The 18,707-nt window shown below is 35.1% G+C and carries 19 protein-coding genes; 5 read left to right on the top strand and 14 right to left on the bottom strand.

Annotated elements, in window-relative coordinates; translation table 11 throughout:
* The first annotated feature begins 223 nt into the window (after positions 1–223).
* On the top strand, positions 224–1,255 hold the full coding sequence (locus EKM79_RS06380; RefSeq protein WP_125567046.1) for an acyltransferase: 1,032 nt from the start codon (positions 224–226) through the stop codon (positions 1,253–1,255).
* A 124-nt stretch (positions 1,256–1,379) separates the two neighbouring features.
* Here EKM79_RS06380 and EKM79_RS06375 read toward each other — a convergent pair whose 3' ends face one another.
* The 10 genes from EKM79_RS06375 to EKM79_RS06330 all read right to left on the bottom strand — a co-directional run bounded on the left by EKM79_RS06375 (position 1,380) and on the right by EKM79_RS06330 (position 9,497).
* A complete protein-coding gene (locus tag EKM79_RS06375) occupies positions 1,380–2,018 on the bottom strand; it encodes a flagellar export protein FliJ (RefSeq protein ID WP_125567044.1) in 639 nt (212 codons plus the stop codon).
* Positions 2,019–2,044: 26 nt separating this feature from the next.
* Positions 2,045–2,293, bottom strand: coding sequence for a hypothetical protein (locus EKM79_RS06370; RefSeq protein WP_125567042.1), 249 nt, complete (start codon positions 2,291–2,293; stop codon positions 2,045–2,047).
* On the bottom strand, positions 2,280–2,717 hold the full coding sequence (locus EKM79_RS06365) for a Panacea domain-containing protein (protein ID WP_125567041.1): 438 nt from the start codon (positions 2,715–2,717) through the stop codon (positions 2,280–2,282). Before EKM79_RS06365 ends, EKM79_RS06370 begins: the two co-directional genes overlap by 14 nt.
* Before the next feature lie 92 nt (positions 2,718–2,809).
* Positions 2,810–3,532 (bottom strand): hypothetical protein, encoded by a 723-nt coding sequence (locus EKM79_RS06360; protein ID WP_125567039.1) that lies wholly within the window; start codon positions 3,530–3,532, stop codon positions 2,810–2,812.
* Positions 3,533–3,598: 66 nt separating this feature from the next.
* Entirely contained in the window at positions 3,599–3,934 is a 336-nt protein-coding gene (locus tag EKM79_RS06355; protein WP_125567037.1) for an SLAP domain-containing protein, read from the bottom strand.
* Positions 3,935–4,095: 161 nt separating this feature from the next.
* Entirely contained in the window at positions 4,096–5,061 is a 966-nt protein-coding gene (locus EKM79_RS06350) for an ABC transporter substrate-binding protein (RefSeq protein ID WP_125567035.1), read from the bottom strand.
* A 128-nt stretch (positions 5,062–5,189) separates the two neighbouring features.
* Complete coding sequence (locus EKM79_RS06345; RefSeq protein ID WP_125567034.1) at positions 5,190–6,686, bottom strand: hypothetical protein; 1,497 nt, start codon at positions 6,684–6,686, stop codon at positions 5,190–5,192.
* Positions 6,687–7,074: 388 nt separating this feature from the next.
* Positions 7,075–8,694, bottom strand: coding sequence for a hypothetical protein (locus EKM79_RS06340; RefSeq protein ID WP_125567032.1), 1,620 nt, complete (start codon positions 8,692–8,694; stop codon positions 7,075–7,077).
* 337 nt (positions 8,695–9,031) lie between these two features.
* Entirely contained in the window at positions 9,032–9,262 is a 231-nt protein-coding gene (locus EKM79_RS06335; protein ID WP_125567030.1) for a DUF2922 domain-containing protein, read from the bottom strand.
* Positions 9,263–9,290: 28 nt separating this feature from the next.
* Positions 9,291–9,497 (bottom strand): hypothetical protein, encoded by a 207-nt coding sequence (locus EKM79_RS06330; protein WP_125567028.1) that lies wholly within the window; start codon positions 9,495–9,497, stop codon positions 9,291–9,293.
* Between the two features lie 656 nt (positions 9,498–10,153).
* On the opposite strand from EKM79_RS06330, the gene EKM79_RS06325 reads away from it, so the two are divergent.
* Positions 10,154–11,038 (top strand): hypothetical protein, encoded by an 885-nt coding sequence (locus tag EKM79_RS06325; protein WP_125567027.1) that lies wholly within the window; start codon positions 10,154–10,156, stop codon positions 11,036–11,038.
* Between the two features lie 47 nt (positions 11,039–11,085).
* On the opposite strand, the gene EKM79_RS06320 is transcribed toward EKM79_RS06325, so the two are convergent.
* Entirely contained in the window at positions 11,086–11,343 is a 258-nt protein-coding gene (locus EKM79_RS06320) for a Txe/YoeB family addiction module toxin (RefSeq protein WP_125567077.1), read from the bottom strand.
* Positions 11,321–11,602 carry a type II toxin-antitoxin system Phd/YefM family antitoxin gene (locus EKM79_RS06315; protein ID WP_125567025.1) on the bottom strand — a complete coding sequence of 94 codons (282 nt, stop codon included), beginning with the start codon at positions 11,600–11,602 and terminating at the stop codon, positions 11,321–11,323. The genes EKM79_RS06320 and EKM79_RS06315 overlap by 23 nt, the downstream gene beginning before the upstream one ends.
* 186 nt (positions 11,603–11,788) lie before the next feature.
* On the opposite strand from EKM79_RS06315, the gene EKM79_RS06310 reads away from it, so the two are divergent.
* The 3 genes from EKM79_RS06310 to EKM79_RS06305 all read left to right on the top strand — a co-directional run bounded on the left by EKM79_RS06310 (position 11,789) and on the right by EKM79_RS06305 (position 15,516).
* Complete coding sequence (locus tag EKM79_RS06310) at positions 11,789–13,618, top strand: SLAP domain-containing protein (protein WP_164506023.1); 1,830 nt, start codon at positions 11,789–11,791, stop codon at positions 13,616–13,618.
* 472 nt (positions 13,619–14,090) lie between these two features.
* Complete coding sequence (locus EKM79_RS12475; RefSeq protein WP_281273214.1) at positions 14,091–14,219, top strand: hypothetical protein; 129 nt, start codon at positions 14,091–14,093, stop codon at positions 14,217–14,219.
* 391 nt (positions 14,220–14,610) lie between these two features.
* A complete protein-coding gene (locus tag EKM79_RS06305) occupies positions 14,611–15,516 on the top strand; it encodes an Abi family protein (protein WP_125567021.1) in 906 nt (301 codons plus the stop codon).
* Between the two features lie 115 nt (positions 15,517–15,631).
* Here the strand turns inward: EKM79_RS06305 and EKM79_RS06300 are convergent, their stop codons facing one another.
* On the bottom strand, positions 15,632–17,128 hold the full coding sequence (locus EKM79_RS06300; protein ID WP_125567019.1) for an APC family permease: 1,497 nt from the start codon (positions 17,126–17,128) through the stop codon (positions 15,632–15,634).
* A gap of 72 nt (positions 17,129–17,200) precedes the next feature.
* On the bottom strand, positions 17,201–18,562 hold the full coding sequence (locus EKM79_RS06295) for an aspartate aminotransferase family protein (protein ID WP_125567017.1): 1,362 nt from the start codon (positions 18,560–18,562) through the stop codon (positions 17,201–17,203).
* Between the last annotated feature and the right edge of the window lie 145 nt (positions 18,563–18,707).

Raw genomic sequence — 18,707 nt, 5'->3', positions numbered from 1 at the left:
CCTATGTTTGATATTATTCAATTATACATGAATATTTTCAAAAAAATTAAGGCAAGGGTGCCAATTTAAAAAAAGTTTATTAAAAATAAAAGAACCACACAAATGTGTAATCCTAGTTGAATAATGCTTATTACTAAAATTATATTAAATAATTAAACGCTATATAATCTATCAATTAATTGACTGTATAATTAAATAATAACAATCACAAAGGATCTGAAAAATGAGACGTAAAAGAATTATTTATATTGATATCATCCGGGTGGTTGCCATGCTGGCGGTTGTCTTCGCTCACACATGTGCCAATATACTAATTGCCGGACCAAGTTCTAGCAGGACGTGGGCTCCGGCTAATATGTTGGTCACTGTGACCGAGATTGCTGTACCGCTCTTCTACATGATTAGTGGTGCAACTATACTTAATAGTTCCAAGACAACAGATATAAAGTACCTATTCAAACATCGACTAGTTAGAGTTGGAGTACCATTTATAATCTGGGCAATCATCTCAGCCGTTTACTTCCAAACAATCAATGAAGGGTTCAATCTGGGAGCAATAGTTAATAAGGTTGCATTGCTTTACCATCAACCAGTTGTGACTGCCTTTTGGTTCCTGTACCCATTATTAGGATTTTACCTAGTCTCACCAGCCATCAAAGCATTCATTGATAAGGCAAGTGATTCAGTCATTAATTACATCTTAATCCTCTGGTATATCACCAATATCTTCTTACCAGGATTAGTATCGTCGTTGCCACCTGAATCAGGAATATACTTCACAGCCTATGGATCAGTATTCACATTCTTATCAAGAATGGCTGGATACTTCATATTAGGTTATAAACTATCTAACGTAGATAAAGAAAAGATAAATCTAAAGTTACATCTAAATACCTTCATCATTGGTATGTTACTGGCGATTGCTAATATGTATGTAATTAGTAAGTACTCATTACAACAGAAACCACTAGCTAGTTTATTAACAGCTGCATTATTACCTTTCCTAGCAAGTTCAGCGTTCTTAATATTGAAAAAGTTCGAAGATAAGTATCCAATGAGAATTCAAAGCAGTGTTGAAACCATTGCTCCACTTACATATGGTATTTACCTTACACATGGTATTGTGATTGACCTCGTTCAACATGTTATTAATCCATTAAATTACTTAGCTGTATTTCCCGTAGCTATACTTGTATGTATTGTTTTTGTTTGGGCTTTGAGTAACATCCCCTTTATTAACCATTATTTTATTTAATTACTATTTCATCGGTTCTTGCAACCGTCAGCACAAACTATTAAATAATAGAAACGATTTTATCGATATTTCCAGATCAATTAAAAATCGAATACATATGCAAAAAGACAAGAACAGTAGCTAATCAGCTATCATTCTTGTCTTTTCTGTTTGAACAAAGGATATTAATATGTGGAACTTTAATAGTATCTTTTTTCTCATATACTACATCAACGATAATTGCAGCACATAATAAAATAGCTATTAACCAAACATTCCTCATAATAATTGACCAAACACTTGGATTAGCATAAACCATTCCAATGATAAATATCACAGAAAAGCTAAATATCATAAGAAATCTTGTTGGGAATGAAGTCTTATAAGATTTATTTGTTAACTTCGAAATACCAGTTAACAATGCAATAAGAATCATATATGTACCAAATAGAAATACCGCACCTAGCATTAATTCACTACCCACATCTTGGTGTGAAAGATGTTTTATTTTTCCAAAAACATTTCCCAACAATTGCAGACCACCAAAAGTAGCAAACGTAATAGCTGTAAAAATGCCTAATATCGTAATAACATCTGAATACATTTTACCCTGCATAGATGTCAACTGCTTGTTAAGTCCTTCAACTTTTTCTTCAGATTGATCCAAACTTCTTTTATATTTATCAATATCTATTTTCAATCTAAATATTTCCGCTTTTCGATCATCTATTAGTTTCTCTTTTTGCATTGTTGCAAGTTGAATATGATCAATTAACTTATGCATTTTATTCTCTAGAACTGAATCCTTCTTTAATCCTTCTTTAATTCTTCATCGAGTTTATCATCCACAATTTCGTTAAGAACATCGAGAAACTGTGGATCAAGACTATTTTGATAAATAAGTCCAGATATTACAACATATGGAATTCTTGAAACATTTTTCAAATAATCCTTTAAAGAAATATAGTCTTTCGATTTTATTATTTCATTGGGAGAACCGACTAAAACTTCCATAGATTGAAGTATATTTCTAAATTGTTCATTGTCATTTTGCGCCATAAGCTATATCTTCCAAACTGTACTCCACCAGTTTATGCTTTTTAATCTTTTCTTCGTTATCTTTCCACTTATCTTCTTGATGACTTCTTTTAACCAATTCATAGACATTTTCATTAGAATTACTAATTATGTATTGATTAAATTTCTCAAAATCATCACACTCTTTACCACCATCGAAAATATCGTTACTACCATACATGCTATTCTTAAAGTATTCGTCTCTATTTACTGGACCATAGGGCCAAGCTTCGAAGGGGATATCATACATATCTTCCAACTCAGAATCTATTCCATTATCACGTATGTAATCTTGAATAGAAAAGTACATCACCTTTTGCAATTGCAAATTAGTAATTGTTTTATTTTTTGATGAATTATGAGCAACATATATGACATGTTCTGCAAATTTATTCATATTTTTCATACAATATGCACTCCCTTTCCTTAAAGCATTATACCAATTATTGTTACGCATTAGTAGAACTATAGTATATCAAACGTATGTTCCCTTAGCAACTATCTCCCATAATTTGTCTTCTTTGAATTTATAACTTGATCTAAATAATAAAGTAACATGGTATACTCATGCTTACTTGAAAATTCAGTAAACCAAAATGGTGAAAATAATCCAATCGAAAGTAAAGTAATAAATACAAGAAAAAATTCAATTGAAGGACCCACAAAAGTATTTATTTGCGATAACATTCCACCAAAAGTAAGTGGTATCATAACTTCATCTATCTTAATAAACAATCTTCTGACATCAAATCCATTCTGAATTTTTTCTCTCATTAAATACAGAGTACTGATATTTAAACCTCTAAGATTACTAACAAATATTTCAATATTCTTTTCTTTACTTAGATAATTATTCATATACAATACCGCTATTGATGAATACAGTTTTTTTAACACATAATAGTCTGTTGAATTAATATCAATCTTCTTTTTAGACATTAGTTCTATAACTTCTCTAAATCTCTTAGTTGGTAACACTACCCTTTCTTTAAAATCTTTATACTCAGGAATCAATACTGCTCTAATCTCAAAAACTAACGGAATAATCGTAATATAAAGAAATAATATTCCTAATAATATTTGAATATCAAACAAAATGGATATAACCTTTTCTCCTGTTATGACACCTATAATAATGACAATAATAAAAGTAATAACTAAAGAAACCAATAAATCAGATAAAATTTTTTTTGGAGCAAACATCTCCTTTATTAATTCCATAGTATTATCATCTCTCCTTTCATTGAGTCAAAAAAATCCACTGCAATAAGCAGTGGATTCACAATATTACTTAAAATAAAAATAAGCATCGTCATCTCTGACATATTGATTTGTTGCAACTAAATAATAAGAATGTCCATTATACTGGTATCCCTTAGTAGTTGCCCATGTACTGTTTTGAGGTAATCCACGATTTGTGAACTCTGAATTAAAATTACCGTTAGAATCATAGATACGAGCAATTGTGGAAGTAATAACTACCACTCCGCCAGTTCCACCAACACTAAATGGAGTTCCAACACTTGCTTGTACTGTCTGTACATTAGTAACTGCCATTGATACAACTGGTGCCATTCCAATACACATCACTGCTGCCCCTGCTAATAATTTATTCATCTTCATACAAATATCCCTCCAATACTTTAGTAAAAGATCACAAGTCATTATTTATAATAATTTGTGAATCTTTTCACTATTAGTATATACTTAGTTTTACATTATAACAACAGCCATAACCAAAATAAGACCACGACAGTAAACATACCATCGTGGTCTTATTTTGACTATTTTTTAACTTGTTTAATAGAATAACTAAACTTTTTCAAACTAATCTTACCCTTATACATCTTCTTGCTCTTAGCATACTTAAATGTTTTCTTGAAGTCTGATGACTTAACCTTATGAGGCTTCTTCATAGATAAACTATCCATATTATTCAAAATACCAACTGCTTTGTCACTTACTCCATACTTACTTAATACCATGTCATAAGCCACATAACCTTGCTTATTGATATCTCTAATTGTTTCTTTGATTACACTATATAACGAGTTAGTGGAAGCAACATTCTTACTTAAGAAATCCTTAGAAAATACAAGAATATTTCCGTTATCCTTCTTATAAGATTGCTTATTCAAAACCTTAGCGCCATTTGCCTTGGCATTACTAATCGAAGGATCACTTAAAATTGCAGCAGCAACTTTCTTATCCTTCAAGTCACTGACTCTAGTTGATTCTGAATCAACTTGCTTGATTTTAACATCAGATAACTTCATCTTGTTCTTCTTCTTCAAAAGATTCTTAAGATAATAGCCACTGATGTCTTTTTTATCTACAGCAATTTTTTTACCTTTTAAGCTCTTAATACTCTTGTACTTCTTATTTGCAACTAGGCCATTATAACCAGGCATAGTACTACCAATCTTCCAGTTACTTCCTTTAGCGAATGAAGAATAATTAACTAAATCTGTAACTGCAACATTGATCTCATTATTAGCAATTGCTTGATTCAATTCAGCATTTGTATCATAAAGCTTCAATTCAACATCGATACCATTCTTAGTGTATAACTTAGACTGTTCAGCCGCATACAATGGTAATGAAGATACTGACTTAGTTGAACCAACGATAATCTTATCTGTACCAGCATCTGCAGCCTTTACTTCGCTTGTTCCAGCCAATGCTAGTATTCCAATCGAGACTACCAACATAGACACGATCAATAGAACTCTTTTTATATTACGTAACATCTAATTCTCCTCTCAAACTCTATGTCTCTATCATATAGTTTTCAGAGTACTCTTTCCATCAAAATCCAGTAATTTTAAAAAAATGCAAAAAAAAGGAACTCCTTACGGAGTCCTTTAATTAAAGATTATTAGTTAGCAGCGTTGAAAGTAACGCCTTCGCCACCCATAACCCATTCGTTTGTAGCAACTTTGTAGTAAGTATTGCCATCAGCATCTTTAGCTGTAGCAGCTACTTGCCATGCAGTGTTGTCTCCACTTACGGCACGACCTTTGATAGTGTCACCGTTAGCGTCGAATAGTGGGTAAACGTAGTTAGCACCCTTGTTAATTACAACAACACCCTTTGTCTTAACGATATCTGTTAAGCCAGTACCATTGTTGTTGTCAGTTGCTTTGTCACTGAATGTAACTGAATCTGCATCGATCCATTCACCAGTAGCAACACGGTATTGTTTGTTACCGTTTTGGTCTGTACGAACAGCGTTTGTCTTCCAAGCAGTGTTCTTAGCAAGAGCACGGTTCTTGATTGAGTTGTTGTCGTTGTTCTTCAATGTGTAGTAGTCAGCATCGTTCTTTGTTGTAACTACGCCTGAAGTCTTTTCTGTTGTCCATTCAGCTTCTGAATCAGAAACATTGATAGCACGTACAAATGAAATTGTGTCATCAGTATTTACAAAATCATAACCTGCTGAAGCTTTCTTACCATTTACATATACTGAGTAACCATTAGGATCTGTTGTGAACTTGCCAAGTAATGTAGCAAGTGATGAACCACTCTTAGCAGTATATGTTACACGTTGGTAATATGTACCAGCTGTCTTGAATTCATCCAATGTAGTTTCATCATCTTTAAGACTGATATCTGCTTCTTTAACATCACCAGTATCAGGGTCAGTTGCCTTCATAGCTTCTGAATATGTATAGAAATAACCTTTACCAAGTGTGATTGAATCTGTAGCAATCGAGTCACCATTTTGGTCAGTCAATGATACGTTTGAGCCATTAACCAATTGTGTAGCAGCAACCTTAGAGTTCTTAGCAACTGTAAGTGGTGTTGTGAACTTAGCATTTACTGAAGTTAATTCGTCTTCGTCAGACTTGTTCAAGTTAAATGTAGCAGCTTGCTTGAATGGAGTATAACCAGTTCCATCAAGTGCATTGTATTGAACATAAACAGTAACTTTAATAGGTAGATAGCTGTCAAGTGCCATAACACTATTCAAGTCAGATGAGTCTTTACCAATTGTACCATCATAAGTTGTACCCTTAAAATCTGTAGCTGTAACATAAACTTTAGCACCTTGTGCTTTAAGCTTAGTTAATTTAGCTGTATTGTCAGTATTCAAAAGTGCACCAGCATTTGTTTGGAACGTTGCCAAGTCAACAGCATTATCTTTGCCTAAACCAATTAGATTTTTAGCAGCAAAAGTAACGTCAGAAGCATCTTGATCACCAAATTGGTTACCGAAATCAGTAATACCCTTGTCGATTTCGCTTTGGTCAGCATTCTTGTCTGAATCTGCAGCTTGTACAGTTGTTACGTTTGAGACAACAGGAGCAGCAACTGGTGCAACAGTTAGAAGTGTAGCAGCAGCGATTCCTGCATATTTAATAGATTTTTTCAATGTTAATCCTCCCCTGGACTACAAGAATTTATTATTTAATTTGTTCAGTGGGCTATCCCACTGACAATCATTATATGAAACTCCGGCTTATGAATCAACTATTAATTGAAAAAGGTTGAATTTTGTAACATTTCTGTATTATAACTAACAATTTTGTAACATTCTCGTATTAACAAGAGTCAAAATCATAGAAATGTTATTAACTCATTCTCTTTTAACTAATAGTATCTCCAAATAACGCCTACTCTTATAATAGTCGATTCGATTCAATCCCTCAAGGAATATCCATGAATTATTTAATTTTTTTCAACAAAAAACCTGTAACGGTTAAGTTACAGGTTTGAATGGTGATAATTGGAAGATTACATGATGATACAAGCTACGAAAATCAAAATGCTGGCTCTTGTTCTGTATTGTAATTGATTTTTTTATATAAACTACGAGGAATTATAATAATGATCCAAGAAAGTATAGTAACTAATACAATTGCAAGATAAACTTTATTATTCTGATAACTTGTAACAAGAACTAACTTGTCATGATCCTTAGGTGCTATTATTTCAGAACTACCTTTTTTATTCCTATAAACTGGTACTCGTCTATTACCAGTTTCAACTACTGTACCCTTATAGTAAGTTACAGGGATATCGATGATATCTCCTTTGTCAATATTTCGTAATGTATATACATTACCTTCTTGAGATATCTTTGGCTTAACTTGCTTTACTTCACCATTGATTTCTAAATTATGATTTACTACATCGTCCAAATGAGACTGGGCGTTTTTGGGAATGTATTGTTCTAAGTAGGAATCCGGAACTTTATTTTCTCTTATCATTTTATTAGTAATGACCAAATCATCTCTGGATAACAGAGTCTTATGAACAGAACTATTAAACGAAATTGACCATAACCCACAATTGATCACTATAAACATCCCCGCAATAACTAGCCCTGTTCTAACTCTATATTCTTGAGAAGACAGTTCAATTATCTTGGCGGTAATTACACCAGTAAAGAGTGTCGTAAACATCAATATCCTAAAAGGAAACTGAATAACATTAATTGGTGTATTTTGTAGTAATTTCCATGGGAACAAGTTAGTAGACAATAAGAAACTACAGATTGATATCCAATAAACAATTCTATATTTCTTTTCGAATCGTTTATAAAACAATATTCCAACAATTAAAATCATCAATAGAATGGGACCAATATTGTAGACATTACCCTCAATTGCTCGATTACTAGTATTGTTCCAACTGCTCATAACTAGTTTAGATATATTTTCACCTTTCAGTATTGTTGGCGATGGAACGCCGAACTTTTGAAATGTTTCTTCTATAATAAATGGAACGGTAAAAATACTAGTTGCTAAAATAGTCATAGTAACAGCCTTGACCAAAGATACCAATCTTTTATTAAGTCGATCAATAAACTGAAAATTAACTACTATTAATATAGCGAATAGGATAATTAGTAGGAATGTCGTAATGATATGTGAGAATATGACCATTGATATTCCAACAACTAGTGTCTTCCACTTACTAAAATCACGAAATACTACTTCATAGAATCCCAATAAACATAACGGCAAGAATATCGTTGCAATATATTCGGCAATCGAAGAACGAGCAATCATTTCAATAAGTCGATAAGTGCTGAAATTATATACCACTGCAAATATTACAGCTTGTTTAGTAGATCCTGAAAATGACTTCATTGAATAATGACTGATTATAAAAGAAATAAAAAAGAAAAACGACAATCCTGCGTAATATATAGTAATAGGGTTAGTTGTAAAAAAAGATATTATTGCAAACGGAAGTAGAGTTACCCATGGATAGAATATATTGATTCCATACCCTATTAATCCAAAATTATTAATAGATATTGTTGGTATCGTGTGTGCATCCCTGACTGAATAAATAATATTTTGAATTCTTTGGAATTGGTAATAGATATCATCACCATTCCAAATGAAGTTTCTTTTGATTGTTAAGAACATAAAAAGTGTCAGCCCTGAATATAGAAGGCAGAGTAGCAGGATGTTAGGTACTGTACCCCCCCCCCCGACTATTTATTGACTTTTTCAATTTTTCCCCCTGCGTACGTTTGATAATTCAATTTTATATTACTTACAAAATTATTAATATAGAGAATATGAAAAAACCTGTAACGGTTGGGTTACAGGTTTGATTGGTTGGTTTTGGGATTCTATTCTGAAACGAGTTGCGAAAATCAACTCCCTCCGCTTACTACGAATAGTGGCTTCACCACTTCGTGGCAAACCCACTATTCTAGGTAATGCTCAGGAGTTCCCGATTTTCTCCACTCTCTAGCGCTTAAACAACCATATCTTCTGAAAACAAGTGCGTTTCAGTACGTTCCACATATTTGGCAGCAGATACTTGCATATATAGTTTAATACCGTCTTTTTCAAATAATTGACTAGCCACGATCTTGTCCATGGCCTTTCTAACTGTGGGTGTGTCTAGATCATCTCGTACGTAATTCAATACCAAATTACGCTTTTGACCTTTTGATGTCTTGAATGTTAATTGTAGTTTCTTCATATAATATGTCCTCTTTTCTTAGTCTTAATTAGTCTGTAACAACGTCAGTGTGTTGTACTACTTCTGCCTTAACGAATGCATCCCCATCTGACAGAATTGTTAATGCTTCGGAGAATAAGTTGATTTGTTCCTTTGTTGGCTCCTTAACTACATTGTTGAATGGTTTGATTTTCTTACCACCTACATATTTGTCGTTCGCCATTGTTACATTAAGAGAAGTTCTTTTCCAGCTCATTGTGTTTACCTCATTTGTTTGATTTAGTAAGGAACTTATCGGCCGTTTAAGTTGCTTACATAAATAATAACGAGTGAGAAGGTCCAAAACGGAAATACTATTTGAAACTTTTTTCAATTAATTGTGATTTGAGATTTTTGCTGTTAAAATATGATTGTAATAAAAAAAGACGGTAAGCACCTACAATGTGCTATACCGCCACAACCCCACAAACGTGGTGGCAGGTAGTCTAACTCAAAAAATAAAGTCAGGGACCGTCCAAGTCAACCATGGCTTTATTTTTTTAGCGTCTTTTTTAGTTCCCTGTACGTCTCTACAAGGTGTATGAGCGCAGTCATCAATCCATCGGATTGTGTATCGACTACCTTTAGTACACCAAGCAGGACTCCCAACGCTAGCAAATAATACAACTGCTACTCCTTTCATTAGAGTTTAAACTATGTTATTCATAGCCAATACCTCGCTTTACTTGAAAGTAGCCACCACTTCGACAAGCTGTATTTATATTATGTATTAAGATTTAACCTATATAAAGGACAAAGGGAGAATACAATTACTTAAATACTATTTTAAATTATATAATTATGTAATCGACCATATTTTTGAATCACTACTTAACATGGTATAATTCAGTCAGCATCTTTAGGAGGAATTATATGAAAAAAGCACTAGCATTACTCGCAACAACTTTTGTTGGTATTTTGCTTGTTGGTTGTAGCAATGGTTCATCGTCTACATCTTCATCAAGCTCTAATAACAACAATGATTACAAAACCGAGATGTCTAAAGGTAATAAGGCTGTAGATAAGAAGGACTATGAGACAGCCGCAGATCACTTTGAATCCGCAAATGAAGCTAAGAATACTAAAAAATCTAAGGCATCTGAGATCCAAGCTGACAAACTTGCTGACGCTATTGAAGACATGAAGGATCGTGAATTCACTGACGCTAAGAAATCTTTGACAACAGCTAAGAATCAAACTGATGGTAATAGTAAGATGACTAGTCATTCTAAGAAGTTACTATCACAAGTTAAGACTATTATTAGAAGACGTAGTGATTACAACGCTAATATCAAAACAGCTAAGGAATTGATCAAGTCCAACAATAACGACCAAGCTCGTACGTTGCTTGAACAAGTAACCAACGCTGATGGTATTAAGGGCAAGTATTACTCAGATATTTATAAGAAGGCTAAGAAGTTATTGGATAACTTACCTGCTAGCTCTTCTACTTCTGAGAATACTACTGCTGATAATAACAGTTCTGATTCTAATTCTTCATCAACTGACAATAACTCAAATGACTCATCTGACGATAGCAACAATCCTGCTGCTAAGGGTGACTTCGATATTGAGAAGAAGGAAGTTGACGGTAAGAAGATTACTGATGAAGATATCGCTAAGGCTAGACAAGACTTAACAAACCAAGGTGTTAAGAATGTTGGCGCTTGGAGTGACAATGATATCGTTCGTGCAATTAAGAACGCTGCTGCTGATGGTAGAACAACTATTAAACCATCTGATGCACAAGTTAGATAAGATTATAATAATTAAGGAGCAAACCTGACGGCTTGCTCCTTTTATTGTTAATAATGATCTATCACAGAATATATAAATAACTGATTGTCCTGAACAACATATACTAGCCTATGTTCTGCAGTTATCCTTCGTGACCACTTACCTGCTAGTTCATACTTTAGAGGTTCAGGTTTACCCAAACCATTGAAAGGATGTCTTTCAATATCTTTTATTAGCTTGTTGATTCTTTTAATCATTTTATTATTACCTTGATCATACCAATACATGTATCCGTCCCACGCTTCATCTGACCACGTTTTTCTCATCATCTTCATCAATCAATTCATGTTCTTTAAATCCATTACTATTGAATTGCTTTTCAGAATTTTGCAATCTTTCCATCAACTCTGAATTAGACATAATTCTCATTGTTTCAGTCATTGAATCGTAATCATCCTTTGACATAACCACAACATCATCCTCCACATTTTTATTCGTAACGATTAATGGTTCCGAATTTTGATTTACTTGCTTAAAATACTTTTTTAAGTTTTGACGAAAATTAGAATAAGACACTGCTTCCATTATAATTACCTCATATTTTTATTGTACAACAAATTGTACAATGATTATTAGCGACTTTCAATAATTCCGTCTACTTGAATTACGTAGAATTTTAAAGAATGATATAAGAACTTCTGAATCAATTGTTAAAGACTACATAAGAGAATATGCTGGATTTAAATATGCTCAATGGGAGGGATATTTATCATGAAGAAGAACTCGCTACTTCTTGGTACGGCAATGGCGGTTTTGCTGGCACCGGGAATACTAACTAATGTATCGGCGCAAAATGTCGAAGCGGCATCTAAACTAGTCGGTGTCGTCAAGCGTGGCGGCGGTACTCTCTATGATGCTAATGGTAAGGCTATTGGTCGCACGGTAGATAATTTCACTTCTTGGCAACTCGGTAAGTCTACTACTATTGGTGGAGTTACCTATTATAAGGTTGCTACCAATGAATGGCTACGGGCTGACTCAATCGAGATTCAAGGTGCTACTGGTAATACTAATACTGGAACTACTTCCACTACTGAAGTCAAAACTTCAGGTTATATTGGACGTATCCTTAAAGGTGGAACTGTCTCAGTTGATGACAATGGTAAGTATACTGGCCAAACATTCGCTAACTACACCGCTTGGAAGTTAAGCGCCAAAAAGACTATCAACGGAACGACCTACTACAAGGTTGCTACCAATCAATGGATCAATGCCACAGCTATGACTGTGCATGATGCCGGTGGAACATTGGTCAACGAAGCAATTAACTCTACTACTATAACTAAGACTCCTGGCTACATCGGTACTATTCAAAAGGGTGGAACCTTGTCATACGACGATAAGGGTAATATGACTAATAATGCCTTTGGCAACTACTATACTTCGTGGAAGCTAGACGCTATGAAGGTCGTCAATGGTATCACCTATTACCGTGTGGCTACTAACCAATGGATATCTGCTAGTGCAATGACTGTCGCAGATAGTACCGGCAAAGTCGTAAGTGCTGCTGATACAACTGATCCAAGTGTTGACACTAACGCCAATGCATCTAGCAACATTACTAAGACTACTGGTTACATCGGCGAAGTATTAAGCAATGCCGGTTCCGGTACCAATTCATATGACGATAATGGTAATCCTACTGGCAAGTTCTACGATCAGTATTCCAGATGGAAATTGACCGGTACTAAAACGATCAATGGCAATCAATATTACCGAATTGCTACTCATGAATGGTTGCTTGGCAACACAATTAAGGTATTTGATGCCAGTGGCAATCAAGTAAATAACTCTACTTCTACTTCAAATAACAAAGTTGCTAAAGTAAACAACTACGCTGAAATATTTAATGACCAATTTGTTTCCACTCAATATGTCCTAACTAAGGATACCGAGTGGAACATCAGTGATTCTAAGACAGTCAACGGTGTCTTGTATTACAAAGTCGCTGATAATCAATGGATCAAGTCTAGCGCAGTGACTGTTAAAACGGTAGATAATACAACCACTCCTACTGTGAAGTACGTCTTGACTACTACTGCTAACGCACAGATTTATGACACTTCAACCAACTCATTCACAACTGATAAGAATCAAGCGGGAACGTCTTACAATATCTTAGGAATCGTTTACAACAAGAATAAGACTTACTTCTTCCAAGTAGGGCCTAATTCGTGGATTCTCGCTAAGTACACTAATGTCAAAGATGATTCCGTCTATCAAAATGCTGGATACGAACCTGATTTTTCATTGAGTGCAACTAACGCTCCTACCGAGACTCCTACAACTATCAATAATAAGGTTGCTACGGTAATTAACGGTGGAACGTACTTCTACAATGATTCTAACAATGGTTACGAAACTTCACCTGTAACGGGTGGAACTAGTTGGAGAGTATTCAAGATAGTAAAGAATGCTAACGGAGAATTGTTCTTCCAAGTCGGCAGTCATGAGTGGATTGATGGATCTCATGCATCTTTGAATTTTAACTTGAGTGACGTCAATATTGAAACTGATAATAACTTTGGTATTGCAAAATAATTTCAAAACTCTGTGTTTAAAGGTAATATTCCGCCTCCAGGAGCCAGAAAATGGAGTCGCTATGGGACCGTCCCGAGCCACAAAGCGGTCTCGGGTCTCGATTTTGAACTTCGCAAAGTACGCGAATTTCAAAATTCGTCCCGTGGTGTAAGGTCGGAAAACCACCGACCTTACACCACCTTCACAGCGACTAATTTTCTTGCTCCTTCCAGCTGTTTTGATAAACAATGTAAATAAAACAAGCGTGAGTAAATCCTGACTCTACTAGGATTTATTCACGCTTGTTTGCTATCTTGTGAAAAAAGTTATTTTTTATAAATTGTCTTATTAGTATTACTGACATTTAATTTTTTATATTTAATACGAATTATTCGTTATGCTTATTGCATAGAAAATAAGCTGATGTATAGGATAATAGAATGGCGTTAGTTAGTTAAGAAGGTGGCTAATTCTTATTTAGGAGGTGATGCGTATGGTTTATACGTATCTAATTCTATTGAAAGGAGAAGCACTTAGTATTATCCATCCATGGTACTCTGGAGTTAATGCTGATGTCTTGTCTGGTTTTATTGGCAATTCTGACGTACCTTCAGAATGGTAAGAAATGAGGACATGAAAAAAGCCATCTTAACTTTGGCAGGCTGATGACTTTTATCATTAGTTTTAAAATAGTTTCATAGTCACCGTTTCTTCTTAACGGGCTATCGTGGCGAGTCTATTACGACTCGTCGTTTTTTATTACATACACATTATATCAGCAGTGAAAATCCTTTACAATCAATAAGACATTAATCAAAATTGTTGACGGAAACGACACAACATCATAGGAAGAACAGCCAGACGTAAAAAAGCCATCTTAGCTTTGACGAGTCTGATGGCTTTTTCATTAGATTGAATTAATAGTTTCATAGTCACTGCTTCTTATTACACGCATATTATATCAGCAGTGAAAATTCTTTACAATCAATAAGAATCAAAGGAATTATTTAAATATGGCTAAATATAAAGCAACATATAAACAAATGATTCAAATTATGAAAGCTAAAGGTATTTCTTTTAATTTAATCTCTGAGAAAGAGGCGATTTATTATTTAAAGAATCAAAACTACTATTTTAAACTTACAGCATTTAGAAATAACTTTAAAAAATCTAATGGCACTTATATAGATCTAGATTTCCAATATTTAATAGAAATTGCCACAATAGATTCAGATTTACGAAAAATACTCCTCGACATGTCACTAGACATCGAACATTCACTTAAAGTAAAACTATTAGATATGATTACTCAAGATCCAAATGAAGATGGATATTCCATTGTCAGAAGATTTAAAGGGTTTAGTGAGTGGAACTACTCAGAAACCATAAAGTTTATGATGAAACCTAAAGAATATAAAACAGACTTTTATAACAAGCATCACATAAATACAGAAATATGGGCATTCTTAGAATGTGCGGGATTCGGGACTCTAGCAAAGTTCACAGAATTTTATTATGAAGAAAAAAGATATAAAGATTTGAAAGTTATAAAAGAACTCCTATACAATGTTAAGCACTTAAGAAATGTATCTGCACATAATTCCTGTATTCTTATAAATCTATTTGAGCCAATAGAGCGAATTTCAACATCAATAAATATTAAAAATATTAATAGAGATAATTACAAAATTTTAAATAAGAAACATTTGAATGACGTTAAAATCAATGATCTTATAAGTATATTCTTCCTGCACAAAAAGTTATGTAATAAATCAGTTGTTTCGAATAATATAAAATCATTTAATAAACTTCTAGAGCAAATTGAACTTAACAAAAATTATTACAAAAATTCTCCTAAAATTATGAGTTTCAATACAATATTAATCAAACTTGTTGACGGAAACGACACAACATTATAGTATTACATTATAGGAAGGACGGTTAGACCGTTCGTGGTATGAGCGCTAGACGCAATTATCATTATCGTTTTAATAAAAGAGGTCAACTTCTTTTCAGAAGTTGGCCTCTTTTATTTTAATCTTCAACAATATCTTCTTTATCATCTTTAACTACTTTACTCGCCTTGTCTGTATCTTCTTCTGCCTTTTTACCAAGGTATGAATGACGCATCCCATATGAGAAGTAGATTACCAATCCGATGGCGAACCAGATTCCAGCGTACAACTTAGCTTCATAGTCTAGTCCCCAGAATACGAACAAGGCTCCTAAGAACCCAAGTGCTGGCATTACTGGGTAGAATGGCATTTTGAATGATGGAACTGGTAAGTCTTTACCTTCACGTCTACGCAATGCGTAAATTCCTAGTGAAACAAACATAAAGGCAATCAATGTACCAGCTGAAATCAATTGTGCCAAGAAAGCAAATGGACATAAGGCACCGATAATAATACCGATAATTGTTAGTGCTGATAGAGCATGATTAGGTAGATTCTTATTGTTCAACTTACCCAACCAGCCTGGTAGCATTCCATCACGTCCGAATGAATAGATCAAACGTGAACCAGCTAACATCATACCGATCAAAGCAGTGAACATACCTACAACAGCAACGGCTTGAATCGTACTTGCAACAATCGGATGACCAGCCTGACGCAATGCCCAACCAACTGGTTCAGCATTATTAGCATAGTCTGAATAATGGAACATACCTACAAGAACCAAAGCAACAGCAACGAACAAGACAACGGCAATAGCCAACGATCCTAAGATACCACGAGGCATTGTCTTACCGGGATTCTTAGCTTCAGCAGAATTAGCAGCGATGGAATCAAATCCGATATATGATAGGAAGATCATTGATACACCAGCATAGATTCCTTGCCAACCACCAAAGGCTGTACCGTCAGCATTAACATGGTACTTAGGAACGAAAGGAACATAATTTTTAACATGAATGGCTGTAAGACCAACAACGATAAATGTAAGAACAGCTAGAACCTTGAGAACAACCAAGATATTTTCAACTTTGGCAGCTCCAGAAACACCCTTGGAAAGCAACCACGCTACGGCTGCCAGAACAATTACGGCAGTGATGTCGAGTACACCACCGTTGACCCCCATTGTATTAGAAATCGCATTTGGGAACTTGATTCCTAGTGGTAGAAGTAATCCTCTGAAATTGGCTGACAATCCAGAGGCAACAAAGGCCACGGCGATGAAATATTCTGCCAACAGTGCCCATCCGGCTACCCAGCCGAAGAATTCCCCAAACATAACATTGATCCACGAATACGCAGATCCCGCGAATGGCATGGCTGCAGCCATTTCCGCATATGCGAAAGCAACAAGACCAGCAACGATTGCGGCTACTAAGAATGAGATAGCAACAGCAGGACCAGCATGTTGGGCAGCAACTACTCCGGGCAATGTGAAGATTGAGGTTGAAACGATTGTTCCAACACCTAAGGCTAAGAAGTCCTTAACTGTTAAGACCCGCACCAAATGTGAATCCTTATCTTCGTAAATACTCGGATCTTCTTTTAAAGTTAATCTTTTAAAAAAACCACTCATATAATTTCCTCCTAAATTATCCTATTATATGTAATCCTAAAATGAGTTACTTAAACTAGCTTGTTCTACTTCCTACCAGCCGACTTTTCCTTCTGGTACAACAACTTCATCATTTTCAGCAGCTTTGATCCCTGCTTCTAGAACGTCTAGCACTTTGTCTAGTTGCGCTCTTGTAATTACCAACGGTGGTTGGAATCTTAGAATGTTCCCCTTCAGAGTAATGATGACTACTCCATGTTGGAAGGCGTAATAGATCACTTTTGTCGCAAAGTCAGTATTAGGAGTCTTCGATTCCTTATCTGTGACTAATTCGATTCCGCCATCTAAGCCATACATTCTAACATCGCCGATTTCTTCAAATTTTTGTTGCATATTTAAGAAACGCTTCTTAACATATTCCCCGTCTTCGACTGATTTTTCAAGTAATTTTTTCTCATCTAGAACATTTAATGTAGCAAGTGCTGCCGCACAGCAGACTGGGTTACCCGAAGTTGTGAATAAATGGGCTGGAGATTCGAGGCTCTCCATTACTTCCTTCTTACCAATTACCGCACTCAACGGCATCCCTGAAGCAAGTGATTTACCAACGGACATCAGGTCGGGTTCGATATCCTTGAATTGTTGAATACTCCACATCTTGCCAGTTCTTCCCATACCTTGATTGACTTCATCAACAGCGAAGAGAATTCCATTTTCATGACAGAATTGATATACGAGTTGCATGAATTCTTCTGGAGCTTTGCGAATACCTCCGTCACCTTGGATGGGTTCAATCAGTACACAAGCCGTTTCATCTGCTGGCAAGAATGTTTCGAATGGTTGCATGAATTCCTCAAAGTATCTTAACGCCACATCATGAACTGTTTCACCAGGTAATCGGCGATATAAATCTGGATACGGAACGTGCACTACTCCGGGAAGTAGTGGTCCCATCTTGCGTGTCATGTTCAAGCTGACACCTGAAAGTGTCATGGAGCCGTAAGTAGAACCATGATATGAGTCCATAAACGACACGATGTACGGACGGTCTGTATAGGCACGAGCAAATTTAATAATTGCATCGTTAGCATCTGACCCTGAATTACCAAATGTGACTTGTTTTGGCGCTCCGGGGACGAGCTTAGCCAGTCGTTCCGCCAACTCTTGTTCCGGTTGATGGTGGAAATAACCAGGAGTATAGTGAACCAGCTTTGCGGCTTGGTTTTGTATAGCTTTGACGACTTCTTCGTTAGTGTGTCCAACGTTAATAGCTGAGGCGCTAGCCAGGACATCAATATACTCATTCCCATCAACATCGACTAATGTTGCATCGTGTGCATGGTCGATTACTAAATCATAGTAATCCATCCGAGCTGATTTAGCGTAAAACTTATTTTCACGTTGAATCAATCGGTGAGCCTCCTCGTGATCATGATCTACTTTTTGTGCATCCATAATGACACCCCCTAGATTGTTTGGTTGAAATATTGTCATTCTAATAGTTTTCTAATTTACTTGCAAGACTTTTTATAAATTTGTAATATTTCACTAGAGTTTATGGGAATAAAAAAGGGAAATCACATTAAATTGTGATTTCCCT

This window comes from Companilactobacillus insicii, from assembly GCF_003946015.1.
Lineage (GTDB): Bacteria > Bacillota > Bacilli > Lactobacillales > Lactobacillaceae > Companilactobacillus > Companilactobacillus insicii.
The sequence above is the reverse complement of the archived record's forward strand: the minus strand, read 5'-3'. Positions and strand labels throughout refer to the sequence as shown.